Below are 24,561 nucleotides of genomic sequence, written 5' to 3' on the forward strand. Positions count from 1 at the left end.
TTAACCTGATCCAGACGGGCCCCGATGCTCAGTCAAATCGCGACTGTTTCATCCGTGCCTTCCTTGGCAAGTCATAGCTTCTTCACGAGGAGAAGTCGAATGACGGAGGACATTCAGGCACTGAAGCGATGTGCCATATACACCAGGAAAAGCACCAACGGATTACTCGACCGGGACATCAATTCTCTGACGACACAGCGGGAGATTTGCTCGGCATACATCAAGAGCCAGCAATACCGCGGCTGGGTTGAATTGCCGCAGCCCTTTGATGACGGAGGCCACTCTGGCAGCGGCCTGGAGCGCCCAGCACTCGCCCAGCTCATGCAGGACATCGAAGCAGGCGAGGTGGATGCGATCGTAGTCTACAAGATTGATCGACTTACCAGGAGCCTGCTCGACTTCGTGCGGTTGATCGAGATCTTTGATCGCCAAGGGATTGCGCTGGTCTCGATCTCGCAGGCGTTCGATACGTCGGACAGCATGGGCCGATTGATCCTAAATATCCTGCTCACGTTCTCGCAGTTTGAGCGCGAGCTCATTGCCGAGCGAGTTCGCGATAGCATCCGCACTCGCAAGCGGCACGGCAAGGTCCATGGAGGGATGGCGCCGTTCGGTTACGAATCAACCGATGACGGTCTTCAGCTGGTGGAGGCGGAGGCAGAAATCGTCCGGTTCATCTTCGACGAATTCCTGCGAACGCAACGCTACACCGCGGTGATGAAAGCCGTGCATGATGCCGGCTTTACCAGCTCGGTCAAATATTCCAAGCGGGGGGTGCCGAGAGGCGGCACGACCCTGGGTCCCGGGATGGTTTACAACATTATCCGAAGCCCCATTTATGTCGGCGAGATCCAAGGGCACAACCACACCTACCCCGGCCAGCATGTGCCAATAATCTCGCGCGAAACATGGGAAGCTGCGCAGGCCTTGAGCGAGGCGCGCTCGCGCAAAACCCCGCACGCGAAACAGACCAACCACTTCCTGGCCGGGCTACTGTGGGATGATCTGGGGCGGCATATGTACCTGGAGGTCGATTGGCATCGCGGCCATCCCTACTATTGCTACGCATCCAGCAACGCGACGTGGTCCCAGGTGGAAATCCGTCGAGCTTATCGCAGCAACGCCGGGCGCCTTGAGAAGCTGATCCTCGCCTCCGTCTCCGAGTTTCTTTGTGACCGGGGCAAGCTGCGCACTGCGCTCAAAAGCCTCGGCGTGTTCGGTGACGAGCTCAACAAGCTGGCTGCACTGGGCAAGTCGGCAGCCGAGCGTCTGGAGGCGGCCCCCGTAAAATGGATGGAGGAGCTGTTTGCAGCATTGCTGATTGGGATCGAAGTGGGGGAGGAACGGCTGTCGATTATATTCCGTCCCGTCGAATTGCGCCGGTTCATCCATTGGAATGGCAAAACCCCATTCCGCGGGCGGCCAGCTGACTGGCCGTGCAGCGATGCCAGATACACGCTCGATCTCGATGTATGTGCGATCTCGGCCGAGCGATGGCCAATTAGTAGACCTCTTGCCCGCCTGACCTGCTTGGCGCGGGCGGAACCTCAGCACTCTGCCCGCGGTGACAATGCCGCTGCCCGGTCCGACGCTCATTATGACAGCCGTCGGCAGCCAGACCGCCAGGGTGAGCGGCCGCATGGTTGCCCGGGAGCGCGGTTGCGCTGATGGCGATGGCTGCTGCAAGCGTCACTAATCGCCAGGGAGTGCGCCGATAAATGCGCTCGAGCTATTTCGGTCGAAGCGCCCATGCCGGCCCACGTGCGCTGAGCAGGGATTTGACTAGCACCACGGCTCGCGTCTACCCGACCATGTTCGTGCAAGGCCTTCAGCCACCAGCATGTCGCCCAGCGACCGGCCGTTGCGGGTGACCACCCGCAACTTGCGCCCATATTGATCCTCATCGCGCGAGCCGATTGCTTCCACCGCAAACGGCCCCTCGTTGAGCAGTTGCTGCATCCGGTCGCGGGCCCTGATGCCCAAGGCATATTCGCTGTCGCACCTGGGAGAAGAGATTTCCGGCGTGTCGATATCAGCAATTCTAATCTTCACGCCATCGAGCCAGATCGTGTCGCCATCGACCACGCAGGTCTGACGGGTCATGCCGCAGATGGCAAACTGCCGTGAAGCTTCGGCGGCAGAAGCATTGCCCAGGGCCGGGTTGAGCCAGTGCCAAGAGGCAAGGGCGGCGAGGCCTGCCAAGGGTGCAGCTATGAACAGGATCACGACCGGCAGGAACGAGCGAGCCTTGCGCGAGCGGGCTTGAGCCTGCGCCTTGGCCCGGTAGGCCTTGCCGCGGGTTATGGGTACCGCTTCAAAGCGTCGTCTCGTTGCCATCGTCGAAGTTTGCCCCTCGTCAGGCTAATAAACAAGCTCATTGACCACCAAATCTGTCGCAGCATTGTGCGGCGCTTAGGTCTATAAAATGCCTATGAGCACCGATGACCGCCGATTGAAGCTAACTCGCGAACAGGAAATCTGGGGCATGGCGCTCCAGGTTGAACGCCTGCATGGCGCCAATGGCTGGTTGCATATTGCCAGCGAGCAAGACCGATTGCTCAAACTTGGTGAGTTCGACGGCGTGGCCCTGTGGCGCGAGGTCGGACAGTGTTTTGAAAAGCTTCAGAAGCAGTCCAGCTCAACGCAGTGACGCTCCGAAGAGGGCAGGCGGCAGGTGGTCGGCACCTGACCATTTAACATAAAAATAGTTGCCGTGCCGCCGCCTCGTCTCATCCTGCCGCCCGACAGTGGGCGACCGCTACAGGCTCAGTCCCTGGGGACGGGCGCCACTGCCAGCTCGACCCATTCCATCCCGCCGTCGGTTGCCAGGTGAACAGCTTCGGTTGGGCCAAGCCTTAAGGCGGACCACGGGCGCAGCTCACAGGCGTTGGCCGTGCCATGGCCGCTGGTCACAAACAGAAAGCGCAATGTCTTGCTGGCTTCCACGAGGTGTTCGCCACCTGCGTCGTTCTTCCAGCTCGTCACGGCGAGCCCGCGGGGCGGAAAGACGCCTGCCTGCTTGCGCCACACCCCGGGCTGATCTGTGGGCTGCCATCCAAGCGCGCTTGGGCGCATCACCACCGGGGTCTTGTAGGCAGGCTCAGCGTAGGTCGGCCGCGCCCCTTTCTCGTGCTGCCACACGGCCTCGTAAGCGTCGGTATTGCGCGGGCCGGTGGGCGTCTCCACAGAGTAGATGCCGCGGGCGAAAGTCCCGTCCTGCTCAAGGTCCAATCGCGCGCGCTTGAGCCGGGCGGGACCGATGAAGCCTTGCCCGCTGGCGCCGCCAAATTGCAGCAGCAGAACGATCCGGTCAGTGCCGCCTTCCTGCGGTCCGTAGTGCGCCCCTTCAGGAAAATAGCCGATCTCGCCGGCCTCGATATAGAGCCCCTTGGCGATGGGGATCTTGCCCTCGAGGCAGAAGCGGACCTGGTCCCACGGGTGGCGATGGCGCGGCGAGAAATATTCCTTCGGCTCCTGCGACATGACCAGCATGTAATTGTCGGGGCTATCCTCGTCGCCCTCGAACAGCAGCTTGTGCGCCATGCCGTCGGTCGCCCCGCGCTGGGCAACGAGGCTTTCGCCCCACGGCATCTGCGCGCAATGGATAATGTCCATCTCAGCGCTCCGCGGCAGCTTCGTGCGCGGCGATGCGCCCGAACGTCAGGGCCCTCAGCACCGAGGTGCCAGCGGGGTACTCGCCATAGTACAGCCCGGTCACTTCGCCCGCGGCATAGAGGCCAGGAATGGCGGTGGCATCCTTGCGCAGGACGCGGCCTCTTGCATCACTCCGTATGCCGCCGAAGGTGAAGGTAATCGCGGTAGTCAGCGGATAGCCGATGAAAGGGCCCTGCGAGATCGGGGTGGCCCAGTTGGACTTGGGCGGATCGATCCCCACCGTGCGCTTGCCGTCGCGGATCGCGCGGTCAATTTCGCCGGCCTGGATGGCGGCATTATAGTCCCCCACCGTTGCCGCCAGAGCCTTCGGATCAAGGCTGAACATTTGCGCGAGGTCTTCGATGGTTTCCGCTTCCACCGGGGGCTGGTCGGTCAGCATGATGTCGGCCACGTGCGGCCAATCGAGAATGGCCTTTTCGCCAATGAACCAGGCCTCCTGGTCCTGGTTGGCCCAGATCTCGTAGCCAAGACGCTCGAAGGTGGCATCAAAACTGTCCTGCCCCTCGTCGAAGAAGCGCTGGCACTGGCGATTGACGAGGATGCCGAACGGATAGCCATAAATTACCGCATCGGGCTTGGAACTGCGGGTGTCGACTGGCTCGCCATGGAACATGTCGAACTGGCCCGCCACGTCGCCGCCCAACGGCCGCGTCAGTCGAATGCCGTCGCCCTGATTGTTGGCAAGCGTCGGTGCGATCAATGGCATGGCGGGGCCCCTCGGCCCAAGATGCTCGACCAGCATATCGGCGGCGCCTTCGAAACCGCCGCAGGCGATTACGACGGCCTTGGCGCGTAGCACCTTCTCGCCATCGGGGCCGGTTACGTGGACGCCGGTGACGCGGCCATCATCGTCAGTGGCAAGTGCAGTCGCCTCAGTTTCGTATAGGATTGTGGCTTCCGGTAGGTCGTCGATCACAGCAGCGAGGGTATCGACGATGGCTACCCCACCCGGAACGGGCATTGCGAGCCCGCCGCCTGAATTGCGATTGGCGAAGGGCTGCTCGAAATAGACCCAGGGGACGCTGTGCCGATCGAGGAAGTCGAACGTAGCAGGCACTTCTGCGGCAAGTGTTCGGCAGTAATCGAGGTCCGCCTGGCCCTGGCTCACCCGCTCCATTATTTGCACGAATTCAGGGTCGAGCTGGCGATCGCTGGTGATGCGGAACCAGCTGCTGGTCCAGCGGGTTGCGCCGCCCCGCCCCTCCTTGGTCGCTCGTTCGAGCACCGCGATCCGCGCCTGCGGCCCCACGGCTTCGGCATAGGCCACCGCGCTGGCAAGGCCTCCGGCACCGCAGCCGATTACAACCAGATCATAGTCCACTCAGATCTCCTGCTGCCCTGTCCTGAACTCAAGGTCGTTGCCTGTGTCCACCCAGACGCTTTTGGTTTCGGTGTAGGCGTCAAGCGCGTGGGCACCCATTTCCCTGCCGGTACCACTCTGACTGTACCCACCGAACGGCAGGGTGTGGCCGATAATCCGGTAGTTGTTGACCCAAATGGTCCCGGCGCGGATGCGATGGAGCAGCCGATGGGCGCGGCCGACGTCCTGCGTCCAGATGCCTGCTGCCAGGCCAAAGGCCGTGTCGTTGGCGAGCACTACGGCTTCCTCTTCGTTCCGGAACCGGAACAGCGCCACAACCGGGCCGAAGATTTCCTCGCGCGCTATGCGGCTATCGGGCGGAACATCGCGGTAGACAGTTGGCGCAACGAAGTAGCCGGTCCGTTCGAGCCGGTGGCTGCCGGTAACGCATTCCAGCCCCTCGGCTGCAGCAATGGCGAAGTAGGACAGCACCTTCTCAAGCTGGGCCTTCGACGCCAGCGGACCTAGTTGGGTTTGCGGATCGAGCGGGTCGCCCGCGATCATGCTGCTGCCGCGTTCAGCTAGCATGTCGCAGAAGCGATCAAACACCTGGTCTTCAACGAGCACCCTAGAGCCAGCCATGCAGCTTTGGCCGGTGGCGGCAAAGATGCCCGCCATCACCCCGTTGACCGCGCGATCGAGGTCGGCGTCGGCAAACACCACTTGCGGGGACTTGCCACCGAGTTCGAGCGTAACGCGTGCGCTCCTCAGCGCCGCGCGCGAGGCGATGGCCTGGCCTGTGGCGGTAGATCCGGTGAAGGCGATCTTAGCGACATCGGGGTGTTCCACCAGCGCCGCCCCGGTCTCGCTGCCACCGGTCACGACGTTCACGACGCCCGGAGGAACACCCGCTTCGAGGCACAGTTGCGCGAGCATTAGCGTCGATGTCGGCGTGATCTCGGAAGGTTTGATCACGATCGTGTTGCCCGCAGCAAGCGCAGGGAACAGTTTCCAGCCCAGCAGGCCAAGCGGGGTGTTCCAGGGCGTGATCGCGCCCACCACGCCGATCGGCTCCTTGAGAGTGAAGGTGGTAAATCCGTGCCGCGTTGGCGGAACTGTCATCCCGCCATGGGTCTCGGCCAAGCCGGCGAAAAACCGGCAGTCGCCTGCGAGGGCCGTGGTGCCCGGCAGCATCTCGGAGACGAGCTTACCATTCTCGAAGACTTGCTGGCTGGTAAGAAGCGCTGCGTCGCGTTCGATTAGATCAGCCAGTCGCAGCAGAATCCGGGCTCGCTCTCCTGCCAGCATTCCTGACCAGCGGCCATCGGCAAATGCTCTGTTTGCCGCCCGAACGGCCGCGTCCACATCGCGAGGCGATGCGAGGGCAACCTGCCCCCAATCCTGTTCCAGAAATGGATCACGGGCCGAGAATGTGGCGCCGCTCTCTGCCGCAGCAGGCCCGCCACCGATCAGCAGGCCGAACCCGGCTGCTGGCGCGTCAGGATGGCCGAGCCGAGGCTGCGCACGCAAGATCGTCAATGGTCGTGTCTCCCAGGAAAAGGAGACTAGGTCCACTCCATCGGACTGGCAAGGATCGGCTATGCTAGGCGCTACTTCAGCTCAATCGGCGGGATATTCTGCAGTATGGTCGTCGTTGCCCGTGTCCTGATAGTGGTTGGTCGATACATAGACTCGCCCATGTCGCGGGTGCATACATTGAGGACAGACGAGAAAATCGACCGAGGGAGAAGAGGTGATGGGAGACGTTTTCCCGAAGGTAAAGGTGGCAGCTGTTCACGCAGCCTCGCCGTTTCTTGACCGCGAAGCGGGGGTCGACAAGACGTGTTTGCTAATCGCTGAGGCGGCCAGGGAGGGAGCGCAGCTGATTGTGTTTCCCGAGACTTTCATCCCTGGGTATCCGGTTTGGATCTGGACTCACACACCGGCTACCGGCAGCCCCTATTTCTTCCGCCTCGTCGCCAACAGCATTACCGTGCCGAGCGAGGCGACCCACCGCATCGGCGATGCCGCGCGCGCAGCCGGTGCTTATGTTGTGGTTGGGATCTCGGAACGCGACGGAGGCACGCTCTACAACACACTTCTCTACTTCGATGATGCAGGTGAAATCGTCGGTAAGCATCGCAAGCTCGTCCCCACTTGCGTCGAGCGTTCCGTTTGGGGTCGCGGTGATGGCTCTGGCTTGCGGCTTGTCGATACACCTTTTGGCAAACTCGGCGGCCTGATCTGCTGGGAGCATTCGATGGATCTCGCGCGCTATGCCTTGGCAAGCCAGGGAGAACAGATCCATGTTGCGGCATGGCCCGCTGGTTCTGCCGTAAGCCACGATCCCAGCTCAGGCGTGTTCGATGACTTGACGGAAGCGGCCGCCCGCCACCACGCCGCATCCAACCAGTGCTTTGTCATCAATGTCCAATCGTGCGTAGACGCAGCAACTATCCGCGATCTGGGCTTCGAAGGTAAGCCCGAGATGGTGCGTGAAGGTGGCGGATGGAGCGCCATTATCGCGCCGACCGGCCAGATCCTCGCCGGCCCCCATCGCGACACGGAGACGATCCTGTATGCAGAGCTCGACCTAGCGATGATCGCGCAATTCAAATACGTCTCTGACAGCATCGGGCATTACGCTCGGCCCGATGTCTTGCAACTGGTCGTAAATTTTGAACCGCAGGAAGTTATGGTCTCGCAAGGGCCGGTCGCGAAAAATTCACCGGTTGGAGCCTAGGTGTTTAGTCCCAGCATGTGATGGTGTAAGATTGTCATCGTCACAGCGGGAGGGATTATGGGCCAGCTTTTACACGGCAGCGCCAAGACTACGCACGCCGTTCGAGCGGAGTTACAGCGATCGCAAGCTCCGGTCGCGCAGCTCGCGAAGCGGTTCGGGATCAACGAGAAGACGGTGATCAAGTGGCGTGGCCGGGACTCGGTCGAGGACATGCCGATGGGCCCGAAGGAGCGGCGCAGCACCGTACTGTCGCCCATGGAAGAGGCCGCGATCGTGGCGCTCAGGGTTCAGGCGCGATTGCCGCTCGATGATGTGTTCATCGCCCTGAAGGACGTGATCCCGCACCTGACGCGCTCATCGCTTCACCGCTGCCTACAGCGGCACGGGATCAGCCGATTACCGAAAGCGGATCGCGAGAAGCCGAAGAAGTTCAAGAAGTATGAGATCGGCTACTTCCACATCGATATCGCGGAACTGCGCTACGAAGGCGGCAAAGGCTTCCTCTATGTCGCGGTGGACCGCACCTCGAAGCTCGTGTTCGCCCGTATCTATCGTCGGGCCACCAAGCTCGCTGCCGCGGCCTTCCTGCGCGTGCTGATCAAGACGGTGCCTTACCGGATTCACACCATCCTGACCGATAATGGCGTGCAGTTCGTGCAGCGGGACCAGGGCGGTGCACTGGGATGGATCGGCCATATCTTCGGGCGTGTCTGCGAGCAGAACGGCATCGAGCACCGGCTCACCAAGCCTTACCACCCGTGGACCAACGGCCAGGCCGAACGGATGGTGCGCACCATCAAGGAGGCCACCGTCAAATCCTTCCATTACACGTCGATCAATGAATTGCGCCGCCATGTCCGCGACTGGCTCGTCGCCTATAACTTCGCCAAGCAGTTGAAGGCCCTGCGCTTCAAGACACCCTATGAGGCCATCGAAGAACTCTGGAAATCAAAGCCAGATATCTTCAATATGAAGCCACACCATCACATGCTGGGACTAAACACCTAGGGCCCGGCAAATGCCCCCGATGCGCAATAGCCCGACATGCGCTTGCCAGCCGTGTGCGCCAGCTTTTCCGCCGACACGCCTAGCCGTCCAAAGCCGGACACGACCTCCGTCACATTGGCGAATTCCGCTTCGAGTAGGAGCACGGTGCCAGGGCCCTGGTCTTCGGGCAGCTCACGAATAACGAAGGCGTCCTCGGGCCATTCGGGCAATTGCTTGCGCGCTGCACGGATCTCGCGCTCGGCGATTTCGCGCGGCAGGCCGGCGAACAGCGCCTGGGCGCTTTGCCCAACAGCTGCGCCGCGATCGAGGCAATCAATCCTATGCAACGGGGCGGGCTCGATCTCCACCTCGATCCGCCCGCCACCGCGCGGATAGAACCCGTGCCGTACGAGGCGAGCAGTAACCCGCGGTCCCATCCTGTTGATGATTGGAAGGAAGCTGCGGGCGATAAATTCGAACGGCGGTGCCATCATGTTGTGCGTGCCGCCTTCGAGCACGAGGCGCGAAGGGCCAGTGGCATAGAGCAGTGGCATCAGCACGGTCTGCAGGACCAGCCCGGTCGATCCAGCTGTGCCGACACTGAAGTGGTATTGACCGGCCATAATCGTACCAGGCCGGAAGGCGATGCGGGTGGATCCGACCTCTAGACCGTCGCACTCCGCTTCGCCGATCGCGCAGGCCGCCGCGATAGCGGTGACGTGCTGGCGCATCAGCCCCGGCTTCTCGCGCCCGCCCCGGACATTCTCCACAACGAACGGCGTGCCGGTGATAAGCGACAGCGCACAGGCGTTGCGTAACACTTGTCCGCCGCCTTCGCCTTCCGAACCGTCGATTGAAATCATCATGGCTTCCTTGTGCAGTGGTCTGCGTGAAGGGTCACCCCTTCACGCAGACCACCTGCTTCAACGTGTGGACAATTTCGACCAGGTCCGCCTGGGCCGCCATAACCGCTTCGATCGGCTTGTAGGCGCGGGGGCTCTCGTCGATCACGCCGATATCCTTGCGGCACTCAACCCCGGCGGTATCCGCGATGTGTTCGTCGAGCGTGACGATGCGCTTGGCCTCGGTGCGTGACATGATCCGGCCCGCACCATGGCTGCAGCTGTCGAAGCTGTCCGCATTGCCCAGCCCGCGCACAATGAAGCTTTTTGCCCCCATCGAACCCGGGATGATCCAGCGAACCCTTGGCCGCGCGTACCGCCCCCTTGCGGGTGACCAGCACGTTCTCGCCGAAGTGGTTTTCCCGCGCCACATAGTTGTGGTGGCAGTTCACCGCTTCCAACTCCGCCTCAAACGGCTTGGCGATCTGGCCGCGCAGGGCATCCATCACGTGGCTCAACATCATCCGCCGGTTGAGCGCGGCAAAGTCCTGCGCCCAGCCGACCGCCTCGACATAGTCGTCGAAATGGTCGGTCCCTTCAGGGAAATAGGCGAGGTCCTGGTCTGGCAAGTTGATATGCCACTTGCGCATGTCCTTCTTGGCCAGTTCGATAAAAAACGTACCGATCGCGTTCCCGATACCACGGCTGCCCGAATGCAGCATAACCCATACCCGCTGGTCTTCGTCCAGGCACAGCTCGATGAAGTGGTTGCCCGTTCCCAGCGTGCCGAGATGAACCAGGTGGTTGGCTTTCTGCAGTTTGGGGTATTTGGCCGCGATCCGGCCAAAGCGCTGCGCCAGCGTAGCCCAGGCATCGACCACGGCCTGCGGCGGATCGCCCCAGCTGCCGGTGTCCCGCTTACCGCGGCCCACTGCGCGGCCGTGCGGCACGGCCCGTTCGATGGCCGAGCGGATGGCCTCGAGGTTGTCGGGAAGATCACTCGCCATCAGCGAGGTGCGTGCGGCCATCATCCCGCAGCCAATATCTACTCCCACGGCAGCGGGAATGACCGCTCCCTTGGTCGGGATCACTGAACCGACCGTGGCGCCGATCCCCACGTGAACATCAGGCATGGCGGCGACATGACGGAATACGAACGGCATCTGCGCCGCACGAGCAAGCTGGGCGCGTGCCTTGTCGTCGACCGGCACGCCGCGAGTCCACATCTTGATTGGAACCCCGCCTTCGGGCTGGTGCAATTCGTAGCTGGTCTGCGACATGATCAATTCCTGAAGAAGTTCATCGGGCAGTGGTTTCGGGGTGGTCGGCCCATTCCGACCACCCCAGACCGCTGACTTGCCGGGGCTCGACGTCCCGGCATCCAACCTGTTGCAGATTGCGTGCCAGTTTTATGCCCACAGTCAATCTGGCCTATAAAGACGCGTAATACCAATACTTTAGGGTAATATCGGTCTCCATGCCGATCGATGGTAGATTCTCTACTTTGCGATATCCTAGGATCACCTTTTATCCTATCATATCGTCCATGAAGCCCGTTGTCCTTGTTGGATTTGTCGGATCGGTGCTCGATTCGAGCAAACATGATGCCTCGCGCTGGTCCAAATGGCGCCCCAGCGTGGCAGTGACCATGCACGCGGACCTGCGGATCGACCGGATGATCCTGCTACACGGAACCAAGCACCGCAGCCTGGTGGATTTCGTGACGCAGGATATCGCCGCCGTGTCGCCCGAGACGCTGGTCCAGCCTGTTGTCCTCGACTTTGAGGATCCGTGGGATTTCGAAGAGGTCTACGGCAAGCTGCACGATTTCGCGCGGACCCAACCTTTCGATCCCGAGGCCGAGGATTATCTGATCCACATCACCACTGGCACTCACGTGGCGCAGATCTGCCTGTTCCTGCTGACCGAGGCGCGGTACCTGCCGGGCCGGTTGCTGCAAACTCAACCCGGACGCGGCATGCCCGATGCTGCCGGGACATGGGCTGCAATCGATCTTGACCTATCGCGCTATGATAGCATCGCCAACCGGTTTGCCGCCGCCACTGCCGAAAGTGCCTCGTTCCTCAAGGGCGGGATCGCCACGCGCAACCCGACCTTCAATCGCCTAATCGACGAGATTGAACTGGTCGCCGGACGCAGCCGGGCGCCGCTCCTGTTGCTGGGGCCGACCGGTGCAGGGAAAAGCCAACTGGCACGCCGCATCTACGACCTGAAGCGCTTGCGCCACCAGGTGGCTGGAGCCTTCGTCGAGGTGAACTGCGCTACGCTCAAGGGCGATGCGGCGATGTCCGCACTGTTCGGCCATCGCAAGGGTGCCTTCACCGGCGCGGTGGTCGATCGTGCCGGCCTGTTGCGCACGGCCGATAAGGGCATGCTGTTCCTCGACGAGATCGGCGAACTCGGGCTGGACGAGCAGGCGATGGTCCTGCGCGCGGTGGAGGAAGGACGCTTCCTGCCAGTCGGCGCCGATAAGGAGGCGCAAAGCGAATTCCAGCTTATCGCTGGCACCAATCGCGACTTGGTAGCCGACGTCGCCAGTGGCCGGTTCCGGGACGATCTGTTCGCCCGCCTCAACCTATGGACGTTCCGGCTGCCCGGTTTGGCGGGCCGGCCCGAGGATATTGCCCCCAACATTGACTACGAGCTTGAGCGCTTTGCCGAACGGGAAGGCACCCAAGTGTCCTTCCGCAAGGACGCCCGTGAACGCTATCTTGAATTCGCCACTGGGCCCGAAGGCCTTTGGTCGGGCAATTTCCGCGACCTTTCAGCCAGCATCACGCGCATGGCAACTCTAAGCGACGCTGCCGCCATCGATCGCGCCGGTGTCGAAGCGGAGATCGATCGGTTGCGCCTGCTCTGGTCGGGCCGGTTGGACGATGGCGATGACATCCTGTCTAGCCTGCTTGATGAAACGCGGCTCGGCCAACTGGACCTTTTTGACCGGGTTCAGTTGGCCGAGGTAGTCCGTGTTTGCCAGCATAGCGCCTCTTTATCGGAGGCGGGCCGCAAGCTGTTTTCAGCTTCGCGCCAGCAGCGCCGTTCGACAAATGATGCTGACAGGTTACGCAAGTACCTGGCGCGGTTCGAGCTCACCTGGGCAGAAGTCGCCAGCATAGCTGGGCGATAGCGGATTACGGGTTTTTCCCCATGATGGTCTGCCTAATCGTGTCCTCCTTGCGCTGCCTGTCGGTACATAACTTATAAAGCGTGGTGGACACCTCACGTTTAAGCCGCGCGAGAAAGTCTGGCATCCTCCAGCGCTCCCGCAACTTGGGCCCGCAATGTTCGCACGCCATGATCATGTCCGCATCAGCCAAGTCTTCCCGATCACTTGAGATCGAGTCGTCGGGGTCGATTTCGAACTGTCGATGGAAAGCGCCAAATATCTTGGCCACAGCAATATCAGCCCCGGCCCGCGCTTCCTCGGCTAAATCTGCCTTACTAAGTGCGCCGTGCTTCTCGAACAGCTTAAGAAGGGCCTCCAGGTCGCGCACTTTGCCGCGCCAGCGTCAGCGATGTCGCTCACGGTTGCACCGTTCTGAAGGTAGTTTTTGAAGTGGTCCAGCAGGAACAATTCATCATTGTGACGCGGCCGTCCGCGGCCACCGGGGGTGACATTCTTGGCCATATACGAATCCCTTCGTTGTAGGGGGCTAGGGCAGGGAAGCACCGGCGACACGCCGTGACAAGTCCCCCCCCTATGCGGCTTGATGAAGGAACTGCGCTGATCTTGAGCAGTCCAGGAATTGAAGTTCGATGTTTCTGAAAGCCAGGATGGTGTGCGCCAGCCTTTCGCTGGCTGGCGCACACGCGACCTGAAGCGCAAGTTGCACTTCAGGGGTGGGCTCCGTGCGGGTTCGCCGCCATCCCCACCGCCGCGCTCGATCCGCCCCACCGTGCGGCGTTTCCCGCGGTCCCCGCGCTTATCGGGTCCGGGTCCCCATCAAGCCGCCTTGCGGATCTCGGCGATCTTCTGGAATTCCTGAAGTAGATCCGCGTGATGTTGAGCGAGGTGGCGCACCACGCGGGCATTTTCGAGCAGGGCACCAAGGTACGCTGCGGCCAGGACCAGATCCAGGTGATCTGAACCATAACCTTGCTCGATCAACTGGAACTCTCGATCGAGCCGCTCGGATTCTTCGGTCATAAGGTCGATCTGCTCGTTGGTCAGACCGCGGGCGCTTTTGCCTTTGCCCTCGACAAGCTGGTCCGGCGGCGTGCCTGCTACCAGCGATTTGATATAGCCAAGCGAATAGCGGTTCATCGCTACCATCAGTTCTGCTGCCCTGATTTGCCGCATTGGCTTGAGGCGGCGCAATTCCGCAAAGCCGTTGAGGGGAACGTGGCGGTCTCGCAGCAACTCAACGACTTCGGGGCAAATGCCGAGAAGCAGGTTTCGCTTCTTCTTGATCAAAGCCACGTTCACATTCAGCGCTCGCGCCAGCCGTTCTTCGGACAGACCTTTTTTTACCGCGGCGAGGATCATCCGATGCTCCTGGATGATCGCGATCCGGCTTACGCGCCGATTGTAGGTGAAGGCCTCATCCTCGGTAGCAACAAGGCAAACGACCTCGCGCGCGCCGTTCGCTTTAAGAATATCGAGGCGGGAATGACCATCGAGCAAACGGAACCTGTCCGGCGAATTGGGGTCTCTCACCACTACCGGCGGCTCGATAATGCCAACCTCTGCTATCGAGGCTGCAATCTGACCGTATTTCACCGATTTGCGGACTTCGCTGCGAACGTCGTGCAATGGCTCAATATCCGAGATGGCGATCCGAAGGGTCGTATCCTCAAAGGCGCGTGCTACTCGTGTGTTTCCCAGCCAGCTCATTGTCTCTGCTCCGCCCGAGCCGACATACGATCCGCTAATGTTTGCGGCAAAGTGGCCAGATTTTCGTCTTCCAGCAGGGCGGTAAAGGACTGGTCGGTGGTGAGACGACGAAGCGCTTCCACTATGAACAGCAGTCGATCACGGGTGACGTTCGCACGAGCGATGAGTGAGCGCTTGCGATCTGTATCTTCGCGGTACGCCTTCACCAGCGTGTCTGCTGAAATCTTTTCCTTCGAGTTGTGGTTTGCGGGTGCAAGCCCTTTGCCCCGGCGCTGGCGTAGCTCAATAATGCGCCGGGCCGCCATCAGCTTACGACCCTTCAACAAGCCCTTCTCATATGCGCTCGACAATGCCGCCTGGACTTCATGATCCGGGGCTTCAGCGATCTCCACCGCGACGCTCAAAGGGATGTGCCCACTCTCGACAGAGCGTAGCAGCCGCTGTTCACCCTTTTCAATCAGGCGCGCAACGCCGTTTACGTATTCGGGGGTCAGCCCGGTCTTCCTGGCGATCTCAGCGGTGGAATAACCCCGTTCCTCCATCCCGCGGATGTCCTGGAGGAGATCGATAGCCTGGTGCTGCCGGCGCGCACAATTTTCTACAAGACTGGCGACCAGGCAGTCTTCAGGGTCGGCCGTAACTACCAGGGCCGGGACTTCGGATTGACCCAACGCGATGTAAGCTTCAAGCCGACCTTGTCCGCAAACAAGGTCGTAAAACGGTCCGCCAGCTTCTACCCGGCGAGTGACCGTAATCGGCTTCTTGAGCCCAACGCGCTCGATGTTCTCGATGATCTCCTTGAAGTTGCGCTTGTTGCGCGAGCGCGGGTTGACCACTGTCACCCGGTCAACGGGTACCATTTCGACGCGCTGGGCAGGCAAGGCGGCCATCAAGCAGCAGCTCTCAACGGACACCGCGCAGCGAGCCGGCAAAAAGGATCAAGGGTGTCGAAACGATAGGCGTCGAGTGACAGCCCATTGTGGGCGGCCAGTCTCAGGGTCGCCTCCCGCATGTCGAGGCGCGGCAACACGTAGTAATCTTGCGGGGCACGATTTTCGCTGTCCATGCGGACCGCCACGGTCAGGTCCGGCTTTAGTTTGGTATCGAGCCTCAGCTTCCATCGCCGGTTGCCCGCGGACGTTGAAAAGCAGCGCAGGATGACGACAGAGGCCGTAAACTCACGATTGATTATAAGGAGGTCGGTGGCAGCATCCTTTTCGACGTGACCACCCACTGCGTGGATCCCGTCGATGACCGACTGAAACAAGTCGGGGTACATAACGCGGAGTTTGCGATTGGTCTCGAGGTAACGGTAATCATGATCCGGCGCAAAGCCGACCAGCGTGTAGGCCCTGAGCAAGCTGCCGAAGCGCGAGCGAAACGAACTGCTCGAGGGGCAATCGTCTGCTTCATCAATGATCAGCCCGGATAGGCATCCATTGCCCGCCAGCACTCGGGCAAGGCGCTCCAACATCTGATCATCAGTGAGCCGGGCGCTCCGCTCACTGATTTTTGCCCGGGCTGCCTCAAATTGCGCGGTAGAGACGATGCCTTCGAATACGGAGTTGGCTCGAACCCATTCACCTGGGTCGTTCCTGACATGCTTGCCCTTCAGCTTGCACGATGTCCGGCCCCAAACATTGTTTCCAATGTACTTTTCGTTGATCAGCAACTGGTGAACTGCCCCGCGCGTCCACGGTCGGCCCAGGTCCGTGAGAACGCCTCGCTCGTTAAGCGCATCTGCAATCTCGCGCTCGGTTTTGCCCTCCACCACAAACAGCTGATACACCTCACGCACAATCGCGATTTCCGGCGGTGGGCCGGGCACCAAGATAACCCGGTCAGTGGTTATGCTTTTGTGTTCACCCGGGGATAGCAATCCCTTCTCGATCCCGGCCTGGTCGACCAGCATCCGCCGTAGGCCGTAGCCGGCAGCTCCTCCCTGCCGGAATCCGAGCCGGATGAGGTTGGCTTGGCCCGCATAGACTTTGACCGACAATTCGCGGCTGTACTCGCCGGCCATCGCGCGCTTGACCGTCTTGATGATCGAGGACCCAATGCTGCCATCATTCTCGAACTGCTCTGTGCAGTAGTGGACCTGAACGCCAGCACGGCGGCATCGCAACTCATAAGTCGCCGCTTCGTCGGGATCCTGGAACCTCCCCCATCGACTGACATCATATACGAGCAGGGCCTCGAAGTCGGCGTCACCATTTTCCACATCGGCCAGCAGGTTTTGCAATGCCAGCCTGCCTTCAATGTTGAGGCCACTTTTGCCCGCGTCAGCGTAAGTGCGTACAACCTCAAAACCGCGCTGCTCGGCGTAGCGCTGGATGGCTGCTGACTGATTGTCGGTGGAGTACTTCTGGTGCTCGGTGGACATGCGGACGTATTCCGCCGCCCGAACCTTCGGCGGATCGATTGGCGGTGTTCCTCCAGTGTCTAACCAGTTGATTACCATCGCTGCCTCGACTGGGTCTTGAGCAGAATCCTGACGAGATCAGGGGATACTACAGGAGAGGGCGAAGCATGGTTCGTATAACCGCAAGTCAACTTCGGGAATCTGGCTCGATGGTGGCAGAAGCAGCATTTCCAGAGCATATCGGGAAAGCCTTGAGGCAAGACCTGGGTGCCAGTCGCCGGGCCACGAAGACCGTCATGCGATGGACTGAAGTCAGCGACACCACGGCGCGCTCCTGGATCAGTGGCCGTTCGGCCCCCAGCGGCTGGCATCTCTTAACGCTTGCCGCGAACAGCGACCGGGTCATGACGATGATCCTACAGATGACAGGGCACGACGACCTTGAAGTCGGTTTGGAGCTTGAGCGCATCAAAGAGGGATTAGATCAGGCTCTTTCCCACGTCTGTGCGATGCTTGAGCGCTGAGTTCGGTCTTGCTCAACGCAAAACGGCTTTGCCTGAAAGCGCCGCAGGATTGGTTATGGTGCCCATGGGTGTTCCCTACGGCGTCCCAAATTTTCCCTAAGCGCGTTTAGGGAATTGGCGGACTGATCCGCCTGTGAAGTGGGCGTTTTCTGGCAACCGAGCGACTCAGAATTCCCTAAATTCTCGATTTTAGGGAATTCCCTCCTTGATACGGGCTCCCTTCACACTGGGTCCTGCACCAATCAATCCAGCTGAAATTGATTTTGCCTTCGGGCGCCGTTCAGTTTTCCGACGTGGAGGCGGGCGTGCCCGGATGGGGGGCCTCGTGCGTAGCCCAGTCCGCTCCGCTCGGAGGCGGGGGCGGTGCACCTGCGGGGCCGGGAACGGTCGGCGTATGGCGCGCGCGCAGGGCGTGGATATGCACCTTGGCGACCAGGTTTGCCGCGATGGGTGCGGTGATGAACAGGAACAGCGAGATCAGCAGTTCGTGGACCGTCCAGGTACCCTGTTCGAGCTGGAAGAACAGCATGGACCCGATGAGGATGCCTCCTAGGCCCAGGGTCGTCGCCTTGGTCGGGCCGTGCAGCCGCTCCATCAGCGACGGCAGGCGCACCAGCCCCCAGCTGCCGACGAGGGCAAAACCGCCCCCCAGCACGAGCATTGCGGCGATGGCGATCTCGCCCAGGATGCCAAGGTCGATCATTCGATGATGTCCCCCCGCAGCATGAATTTGCAATAGGCGACGGTGCCGACGAAACCGACCATGGCTAGTAGCAGGGCCGCTTCGAAATAGGTGTTGTTGGTCGTGGCCACGCCAATCAGCACGATAATGGCGATGGAATTGATGACCATCGTATCGAGCGCCAGCACGCGGTCGCCCACTTCCGGCCCCTTAAGCAGGCGCCACAGGTTCAGGCCCAGCGCCAGCGCCAGGCAGGCGAATGCGAAAGTGACTGCGTAACCGATCATGCGAACACCCTCTTCAGCCGGGTTTCATAGCGCGCCTTGATCCGCGCGATCTCAGCGTCCGGATCGGCCGCATCGAGTGCATGGACCAGCAGGAACTTGCCGCAGGCCGACACATCCGTCGATACCGTGCCGGGGGTCAGGCTGATCGTTCCGGCAAACACGGTGATCGCCTCGGGCGTGTCCAGTTCCATCGGGATAACCAGCCAGGCAGGCCTCAGGTCGCGGTTGCGCTTGAACAGGATGATCGCCGCGACTTGAAAATTGGCGACGATAATATCCCACACCACCAGGACGAAATAGGCGATCCCCGCACGGAAATTCACATCGGGCCGCCCCGGCCAGAACGGCGCGGTAAAGATCGGCAGCAGGATGCCGATGATGATGCCGACGAACAGCCCGCCAAAGGTCAGGCTGTTGAGCATCATCATCCAGGTGGCGACCAGCAGGACGGACAGGCCGGGATGAGGGATCAGGCGGCGCATGTCATCCCTCCCCCAGCACGGCGCGCACACCGGCGGCAGGGTCGAACACCTGCGCTGCGGCGGCATTGGCATAGGCGGTGGCCCAGCCTGCGCCGATCGACAGAGCGGCCAGCAGGGCGATCGCGGCGACAGGTGCGATCATGTCGGCGCGCTTGATTGAAGATGGCTCGGCCCCGTCAGTGGGGGCGGCCTCCTTCCAGAAAATTGCGCTGCCGGTACGGGCGAAACCGATAACGCCGATCAGTGTCGTGGCCAGGATTGCGCCCCATGCCCAGCCCCACCAGGGCGCATCGGCTACGGCCTCGAGAATCAGCAGCTTGCCGATGAATCCGGACAGCGGGGGCAGGCCGGTGGCGGCGATGGCGGCAGCCATGAACAGCAGGCCGACGGTCTGGCGCTGCGCAAAGAGCGGGCCGGGGCTGGCCTTGTCCACGAAGCTTGCCCGGCGGCGGGCGACGACATCGGCCACCAGGAACAGCGCCGCGCCCGCGATGGTCGAATGGACGAGGTAATAGAGCGCCGCGCCAAGCGCATCCACCTGCCAGGCGGCAACCGCGATCATCAAGGTGCCGGTCGAACCGATTACGGCATAGGCAGCCTGCCCGGACAGGCTGCGCGCGACAAACACCCCGGCAAAGCCGATTACTGCGGTGACGATGGCGGCAGGCAGCAGATAGGGTGCGGGCGCCCAGGCGGCGGCACCGGCATTGTCGCCGAAGACCTGCGGCACGACGCGGATGATGGAATAGACACCCACCTTGGTCATCAGCGCGAACAGCGCGGCCACGGCGGGGGTGGAGACAGCATAGGTGCGCGGCAGCCACAGGTGCAGGGGCACCAGTGCGGCCTTCAAGGCGAACACGCTGACCAGCAGCAGCGCGGCCACGCGCAGCAGCCCCTGGTCCTCTGGCCCGATGGCGGCTACGCGCAGACCCATGTCGGCCATGTTGAGCGTGCCCGTCAGCGCATAGAGCAGCCCAAGTGCGATCAGGAACAGCGACGATCCGACAATGTTGACGATGACATACTGCACCCCCGCTTTCAGCCGCGCCGGACCCTGGCCGTGCAGCATCAGGCCATAGGACGCGATCAGCAGCACTTCGAAGAACACGAAGAGGTTGAACAGGTCACCGGTCAGGAATGCGCCGTTCAGCCCCAGCATCTGGAACTGGAACAGCGGATGGAAATGCCAGCCCTTGCGGTCGGCGCGGGTCAGCACGCCGTGGACCATGGCAAGCAATGACAGGCTGGCAGCCAGGGTCAGCATGATGGCCGACAACCGGTCAACCACCAGCACGATGCCGAACGGCGCAGGCCAGCTGCCGATCTCATAGGTGCGGATCGTGCCATCGGCAGAGGCCGCCAGGAGCACGAGGGCCGCGACCACCATCGCCGTGCAAGAGGCGAGCGAAATCCCGACGCCCAGCCCGTGCCTGCGCCGCATGACGAGCAAGGCAATCGGGGCCGCAAGCGCGGGGATCACGACAGGCGCGCTGGCAAGATGTGCGATCAGGCTCATGGCCGTTCGCCCCCGCTGTCATCGCTCGGCAGGTTGTCGTTCAAACCCGATTCGCACGGATCGCCATCGACCTGGTCGCTGCCGCTCTCCAGGAAGCTGCGTAGGGCCAGCACGACGGCAAAGGCGGTCATGCCGAAGGTTATGACGATTGCGGTCAGGACCAGGGCCTGGGGCAGCGGGTCGGCATATTCAACGATGTCCTTCGACCAGATCGGCGGACGGTTCACCGTCAGGCGGCCCGATGCGAACAGGAACAGGTTCACCGCATAGGAAAACAGCGTGAGGCCCAGCACCACCTGGAAGGTGCGCCCTCTCAGCGCCATGTAGATGCCGCCTGCCACCAATACACCGATGGCGCTGGCGACGAGGAATTCGAGAGTCATGGCTCGCCCTCCTCGTGTGTCAGTTTCTCGGCCTTGAGCTGTGCGGCATGGGCCCGTGCGGCGCGCTGGGAAATATGGCTGAGCTGGGCCAGGGCCAGCATTACCGCGCCGAACACGACCGCGAACACGCCCACATCGAACAGCAGGGCTGTCGCCAGCTCGAATTCCCCTATCAGCGGCAGGGAGAAGTAGTCGAAGGCACTGGTCAGGAAATTAGCCCCGAAAAGCAGCGAACCCAGGCCCGTTGCCATCGCCACCAGCACCCCGAACGCGATCAGGAAATGCTCCCCGATCCGGCGTCGTGCATCGGTCCAGTCGAAGCCCGAGGCGAGGTATTGCAGCAGGAAGGCAATCGCCACGACCAGGGCGGCGATGAAGCCGCCACCCGGCTGGTTGTGTCCGCGCAGGAAGATATAGATGCCGGCCGCCAGCACCAGCGGCAGCAGGATGCGGGTCGCCATGACGAACATCAGCGGATGGCGTTCGGGCGAATGCGGCATGTCCTCCTGCCACTTCCTCAGCCGTGCTCCCGCCACGCCGCGCGCGGTGGGCTCGAGCAGGGCAAAGATCGCCAGGCCTGCAATCCCCAGCACGATGATTTCGCCCAGGGTATCGAAGGCGCGGAAATCGACGAGGGTGACGTTGACGACATTGGTCCCGCCGCCGCCCGAATAGCTGTTGGCCAGGTGATAGGCCGAAATCGGATCGTTGGTCTCTCGCGTCAGCATTGCCCAGGCTGCCCCGCCAACGCCCAGGCCGCCGGCAACTGCGAGTGCCGCGTCGCGCAGCCGCCGCGGGTTGCTCGACAGGATGGGCGGCGACTTGGGCAGCAGGTTGAGCGCCAGCAGCAGCAGCAGGATCGTCACCACCTCGACCGAAATCTGCGTCAGCGCCAGGTCGGGGGCAGAGAAATGGACGAAGGCCAGGGCAATGATCAGCCCGATGACGCTGATATAGATGAGCACGCGGAAACGCTGGCGTTCTTCCATCAGCACCGCGCCCGTGGCCGCGATCAGCAGCAGCCAGGCGATGATCGCGATGGGCGAGGCGGGCAGGCCCTCGCGCGGACCGGTGAAGCTGCCGCCCCCGGCGCTCGCCCCTTCGATGATCAGCAGCAGGACCACAGCAAAAGTCGCAAACAGCATGCGTTGCAGCGAGGGGCGATGCGTGGCGACCATCAGCTTGCGCAGGCGTGCATCGGCCCCTGCCATGCCGCGCTGGAACAGCTCCTTGGCATCAAGGTGGCGCAGTGCCTCGTAGCGGCGCAGCAGACCCGCGTGCCGCCACAGCAACAGCGCGCCGACCAGCACTGCAGCAATGCTCATCATGAGGGCGGCATTGACGCCGTGCCACAGCGACAGGTCGAGCGGGGGCGCAGCGCTGCCGATCACCGCACTGGCGACAGAGGCCACCAGCGGTCCGGCGATCACCATCGGTGCCAGGCCCAGCAAGACCGCGATGACGACCAGCACCGCGGGCGAAGCCCACATGCCCAGGCCCGGATCATGTGCGCGGGCGTGCGGCCCGGCATCGCGCGGTGCGCCGAAGAACAGGTGTGCGGCCAGGCGGAACGAATAACCGGCCGACAGCATTGCGGCGATCGTCGCCAATACCGGAACCAGCCAGGGCAGGCCGAACAGCCCGACCTCGAGCGTTTCGTAGAGCATCATTTCCTTGGAAATGAACCCGCCCAGCGGGGGGAGACCGGCCATGGCTGCGGCAGCGATCGTGGCAATCACGGCCGTGATCGGCATCACCTTGGCGAGCCCGCCCAGGCGGCGGATATCGCGCGTGCCGGTTTCATGATCGACGATCCCTGCCGACATGAACAAGGCCGCCTTGAATGCGGCATGGTTGAGGATGTGGAGGACGGCGGCAACGGCTGCCATCTCGATCGAAAAGCCCAGCAGCATGACCAGCAGGCCAAGCTGGCTGATCGTTGAATAGGCCAGGATCCCCTTCAGGTCGTGGCGGAACAGCGCCACCCATGCGCCGAACACCATGGTGACCAGGCCCACGCTGGTGACGATTACGGTGTAAAGGTCGGTCCCGGCCAGCACCGGCCACAGCCGCGCGAGCAGGAAAACGCCGGCCTTCACCATCGTCGCGGAATGGAGATAGGCGCTGACCGGTGTGGGGGCCGCCATCGCGTGCGGCAGCCAGAAATGGAACGGGAACTGCGCCGACTTGGTGAAGCATCCGATCAGGATCAGGACCAGGATCACCGGATAGAGTGGCGATGACCGGATCACGTCGCCGCTTTGCAGGATCGTCATCAGGTCGAACGACCCTGCCACGATGCCCAACAGAAGCATCCCGGCGATCAGCACCAGTCCGCCGCCACCGGTAATGGCCAGCGCCATCCGCGCCCCCTGCCGTGCCTCGGCACTGTGCCGCCAGAACCCGATCAGCAGGAACGAGGACAGGCTGGTCAGTTCCCAGAAGATCAGCAGCAACAGGACATTGCCGCTGATGACAATGCCCAGCATGGCGCCCTGGAACAGCATCAGGCTAGCAAAGAACCGGCCCGTCGCCTCTCCTTTGGCGAGATAGAAATGCGCATAAATGGCAACCAGCAGGCCGATGCCCAGGATCAGCCCGGCAAACATCAGGCCGAGCGGATCGATCATCAGCGAGAAGTCGAGTCCGATCGCCGGCACCCACGGGGTCGATACGGCCAGTACCTCGCCGCCAACAACGCGCCCCGCGACAGACAGCACAAGCGCAAAGCCGATGGCGCTCGCGGCAATCGCGATTCCTGAATGGAATCCCCGCCCGCGTGTCGCACCGGCTGCAATCAGCAGGGCCGAAACGAAAGGCAGCAAAACGAGTATATGGAGAGCCATCGAGACTGCCATTGGCTGACTGCCATGATCCTTGTTTTTTGAAAGCAGCCGGTTGTTCGCTGCTTCACGCGCACGCAGGCACCTAGCCAACGGATTCCAGTCAGCGCAACGAAAACCGGACAGTCACGGTCGAATTGCCAGGTGCTGACCTGCCACTGCGGCGTGATCATGCTTATTAATAGAGACGGCCTCAGCGCCAGTCAGGATGGACCATTCTGCAACGCTCGCTCCACGCGCAGATATGTCTGGTGCGCAAATCGATTCGCGAGTTCCGGGAACCAATGCGGCGCCTGTAAGTATTGGACAATAGTCTCTAGCCACCGACCGCGCCCTCCCGGCGTGGCGGTTCAACATGAGGGGAATCCTGTGCGCAGACTTGCGTTAATTCTATCGACTGCCGCCGCCGTCATTGCCACCCCGGCCATCGCCCGTGATGGCCAGACCTATTTCGGCATCGAAGGCGGTGTCGTCCTGCCGAACGATATCCAGTTCGACGTGACCGGCGGCGCCGGAGGCCAGACCGTGCTCGACAATGACAACGGCTGGGAAGCCGGCGTTGTGATCGGCCATGATTTCGGCTTCATCCGCCTTGAGGCCGAAGGTGCCTACAAGGACTTCAACGTCCAGAGCGTCACCTCCAACACCACTCCGATCCCGCTGGCGACCGCAGCTGGTGGAACCGGATCTTTCGGTGATATCTCGGGTGGCATCGACGTGATCAGCGGCATGGTGAACGCCCTGATCGATATTGGCGGCAACAACGGCATCGGCTTCAGCGCCGGTGGCGGTGTCGGCTATGCGATTTTCGACGCCAACCTGTCGGCCGACCCGGCCGGTCCGGGCATCGTGGACGACAAGGACAAGGGTTTTGCCTACCAGGGCATCGCCCAGTTGCGCATGCCCCTGACCGACAGCGTGGATGTGGGCCTGAAGTACAAGTACTTCGTGATCCCCAACCTCGATCTGGCGAGCACCCAGAACCTGGGTTATTCGGACGACTTTGAATCGCACTCGGTCCTGGCGACCCTGTCGTTCAACTTCGGCGGAAGCCGGGCTGCTCCCCCGCCGCCGCCC

General features: G+C 61.9%; 22 protein-coding genes and 2 pseudogenes. 7 read left to right on the forward strand and 17 right to left on the reverse strand.

Annotated features, from left to right (window positions below; genetic code table 11):
• Positions 1–99 precede the first annotated feature (99 nt).
• A pseudogene (locus M3P36_RS15375) lies at positions 100–921 on the forward strand (recombinase family protein); the annotation flags it as partial.
• A 580-nt stretch (positions 922–1,501) separates the two neighbouring features.
• Here the strand turns inward: M3P36_RS15375 and M3P36_RS15380 are convergent.
• Together M3P36_RS15380 and M3P36_RS14750 are read right to left on the reverse strand one after the other, a co-directional pair.
• Positions 1,502–1,693, reverse strand: a complete 192-nt coding sequence (locus M3P36_RS15380) for a YHYH domain-containing protein (RefSeq protein WP_502798391.1) — start codon at positions 1,691–1,693, stop codon at positions 1,502–1,504.
• An 89-nt stretch (positions 1,694–1,782) separates the two neighbouring features.
• Positions 1,783–2,337 (reverse strand): thermonuclease family protein, encoded by a 555-nt coding sequence (locus tag M3P36_RS14750; RefSeq protein ID WP_249704468.1) that lies wholly within the window; start codon positions 2,335–2,337, stop codon positions 1,783–1,785.
• Between the two features lie 94 nt (positions 2,338–2,431).
• Between M3P36_RS14750 and M3P36_RS14755 the strand changes: the two genes are divergently transcribed.
• A complete protein-coding gene (locus M3P36_RS14755; protein WP_249704469.1) occupies positions 2,432–2,650 on the forward strand; it encodes a DUF6961 family protein in 219 nt (72 codons plus the stop codon).
• Positions 2,651–2,766: 116 nt separating this feature from the next.
• Here the strand turns inward: M3P36_RS14755 and M3P36_RS14760 are convergent, their stop codons facing one another.
• From M3P36_RS14760 to M3P36_RS14770, 3 genes are read right to left on the reverse strand one after another with little or no spacing between them, the layout of a single operon-like run.
• Positions 2,767–3,615 carry a cupin domain-containing protein gene (locus M3P36_RS14760; RefSeq protein WP_249704470.1) on the reverse strand — a complete coding sequence of 283 codons (849 nt, stop codon included), beginning with the start codon at positions 3,613–3,615 and terminating at the stop codon, positions 2,767–2,769.
• A gap of 1 nt (position 3,616) precedes the next feature.
• Positions 3,617–4,996, reverse strand: coding sequence for an FAD-binding protein (locus M3P36_RS14765; RefSeq protein WP_249704471.1), 1,380 nt, complete (start codon positions 4,994–4,996; stop codon positions 3,617–3,619).
• Complete coding sequence (locus tag M3P36_RS14770) at positions 4,997–6,550, reverse strand: aldehyde dehydrogenase family protein (protein WP_249704472.1); 1,554 nt, start codon at positions 6,548–6,550, stop codon at positions 4,997–4,999.
• A gap of 181 nt (positions 6,551–6,731) precedes the next feature.
• On the opposite strand from M3P36_RS14770, the gene M3P36_RS14775 reads away from it, so the two are divergent.
• Both M3P36_RS14775 and M3P36_RS14780 read left to right on the forward strand, forming a co-directional pair.
• Positions 6,732–7,718 (forward strand): carbon-nitrogen hydrolase family protein, encoded by a 987-nt coding sequence (locus tag M3P36_RS14775; RefSeq protein WP_249704473.1) that lies wholly within the window; start codon positions 6,732–6,734, stop codon positions 7,716–7,718.
• Positions 7,719–7,775: 57 nt separating this feature from the next.
• Positions 7,776–8,726: an IS481 family transposase gene (locus M3P36_RS14780; protein ID WP_249704474.1), complete on the forward strand. Its 951-nt coding sequence runs from the start codon at positions 7,776–7,778 to the stop codon at positions 8,724–8,726.
• On the opposite strand, the gene rtcA is transcribed toward M3P36_RS14780, so the two are convergent.
• Both rtcA and M3P36_RS14790 read right to left on the reverse strand, forming a co-directional pair.
• Positions 8,723–9,571, reverse strand: a complete 849-nt coding sequence (gene rtcA, locus M3P36_RS14785; protein ID WP_249704475.1) for an RNA 3'-terminal phosphate cyclase — start codon at positions 9,569–9,571, stop codon at positions 8,723–8,725. The two genes, M3P36_RS14780 and rtcA, sit on opposite strands and share 4 nt — an antisense overlap.
• 31 nt (positions 9,572–9,602) lie before the next feature.
• Positions 9,603–10,827: pseudogene (locus M3P36_RS14790) on the reverse strand (RtcB family protein).
• A gap of 266 nt (positions 10,828–11,093) precedes the next feature.
• Between M3P36_RS14790 and rtcR the strand changes: the two are divergent.
• Positions 11,094–12,695: an RNA repair transcriptional activator RtcR gene (rtcR, locus tag M3P36_RS14795; RefSeq protein ID WP_249704476.1), complete on the forward strand. Its 1,602-nt coding sequence runs from the start codon at positions 11,094–11,096 to the stop codon at positions 12,693–12,695.
• A gap of 4 nt (positions 12,696–12,699) precedes the next feature.
• Here rtcR and M3P36_RS14800 read toward each other — a convergent pair whose 3' ends face one another.
• The 4 genes from M3P36_RS14800 to M3P36_RS14815 form a co-directional block, all read right to left on the reverse strand.
• Complete coding sequence (locus tag M3P36_RS14800; RefSeq protein WP_249704477.1) at positions 12,700–13,062, reverse strand: hypothetical protein; 363 nt, start codon at positions 13,060–13,062, stop codon at positions 12,700–12,702.
• A 449-nt stretch (positions 13,063–13,511) separates the two neighbouring features.
• Entirely contained in the window at positions 13,512–14,402 is an 891-nt protein-coding gene (locus M3P36_RS14805; protein ID WP_249704478.1) for a plasmid partitioning protein RepB C-terminal domain-containing protein, read from the reverse strand.
• Complete coding sequence (locus M3P36_RS14810; protein WP_249704488.1) at positions 14,399–15,292, reverse strand: plasmid partitioning protein RepB C-terminal domain-containing protein; 894 nt, start codon at positions 15,290–15,292, stop codon at positions 14,399–14,401. The genes M3P36_RS14805 and M3P36_RS14810 overlap by 4 nt, the downstream gene beginning before the upstream one ends.
• The gene (locus M3P36_RS14815) at positions 15,292–16,863 is read right to left on the reverse strand and encodes a recombinase family protein (protein ID WP_283773511.1); all 1,572 of its coding nucleotides are present in this window, start codon (positions 16,861–16,863) and stop codon (positions 15,292–15,294) included. The genes M3P36_RS14810 and M3P36_RS14815 overlap by 1 nt, the downstream gene beginning before the upstream one ends.
• Before the next feature lie 68 nt (positions 16,864–16,931).
• Here M3P36_RS14815 and M3P36_RS14820 point away from each other — a divergent pair, with 68 nt between their 5' ends.
• On the forward strand, positions 16,932–17,288 hold the full coding sequence (locus M3P36_RS14820; protein WP_249704480.1) for a hypothetical protein: 357 nt from the start codon (positions 16,932–16,934) through the stop codon (positions 17,286–17,288).
• A gap of 280 nt (positions 17,289–17,568) precedes the next feature.
• Here M3P36_RS14820 and M3P36_RS14825 read toward each other — a convergent pair whose 3' ends face one another.
• Genes M3P36_RS14825 through M3P36_RS14850 form a run of 6 tightly spaced genes read right to left on the reverse strand, consistent with a single transcriptional unit; the run spans position 17,569 to position 23,487 of the window.
• Positions 17,569–17,991: a Na+/H+ antiporter subunit G gene (locus tag M3P36_RS14825; RefSeq protein ID WP_249704481.1), complete on the reverse strand. Its 423-nt coding sequence runs from the start codon at positions 17,989–17,991 to the stop codon at positions 17,569–17,571.
• Positions 17,988–18,257 carry a K+/H+ antiporter subunit F gene (locus M3P36_RS14830; protein ID WP_249704482.1) on the reverse strand — a complete coding sequence of 90 codons (270 nt, stop codon included), beginning with the start codon at positions 18,255–18,257 and terminating at the stop codon, positions 17,988–17,990. Before M3P36_RS14830 ends, M3P36_RS14825 begins: the two co-directional genes overlap by 4 nt.
• Positions 18,254–18,739: a Na+/H+ antiporter subunit E gene (locus M3P36_RS14835; RefSeq protein ID WP_249704483.1), complete on the reverse strand. Its 486-nt coding sequence runs from the start codon at positions 18,737–18,739 to the stop codon at positions 18,254–18,256. The genes M3P36_RS14830 and M3P36_RS14835 overlap by 4 nt, the downstream gene beginning before the upstream one ends.
• A 1-nt stretch (position 18,740) precedes the next feature.
• On the reverse strand, positions 18,741–20,258 hold the full coding sequence (locus tag M3P36_RS14840; protein WP_249704484.1) for a monovalent cation/H+ antiporter subunit D: 1,518 nt from the start codon (positions 20,256–20,258) through the stop codon (positions 18,741–18,743).
• A complete protein-coding gene (locus M3P36_RS14845) occupies positions 20,255–20,641 on the reverse strand; it encodes a Na+/H+ antiporter subunit C (RefSeq protein WP_249704485.1) in 387 nt (128 codons plus the stop codon). The genes M3P36_RS14840 and M3P36_RS14845 overlap by 4 nt, the downstream gene beginning before the upstream one ends.
• Positions 20,638–23,487, reverse strand: coding sequence for a monovalent cation/H+ antiporter subunit A (locus tag M3P36_RS14850; protein WP_249704486.1), 2,850 nt, complete (start codon positions 23,485–23,487; stop codon positions 20,638–20,640). Before M3P36_RS14850 ends, M3P36_RS14845 begins: the two co-directional genes overlap by 4 nt.
• 366 nt (positions 23,488–23,853) lie before the next feature.
• On the opposite strand from M3P36_RS14850, the gene M3P36_RS14855 reads away from it, so the two are divergent.
• Positions 23,854–24,561: outer membrane protein (locus tag M3P36_RS14855; protein ID WP_249704487.1), on the forward strand; the 708-nt coding region annotated here is incomplete at its 3' end.

Source organism: Altererythrobacter sp. KTW20L (assembly GCF_023501975.1).
Taxonomy (GTDB): domain Bacteria; phylum Pseudomonadota; class Alphaproteobacteria; order Sphingomonadales; family Sphingomonadaceae; genus Alteraurantiacibacter.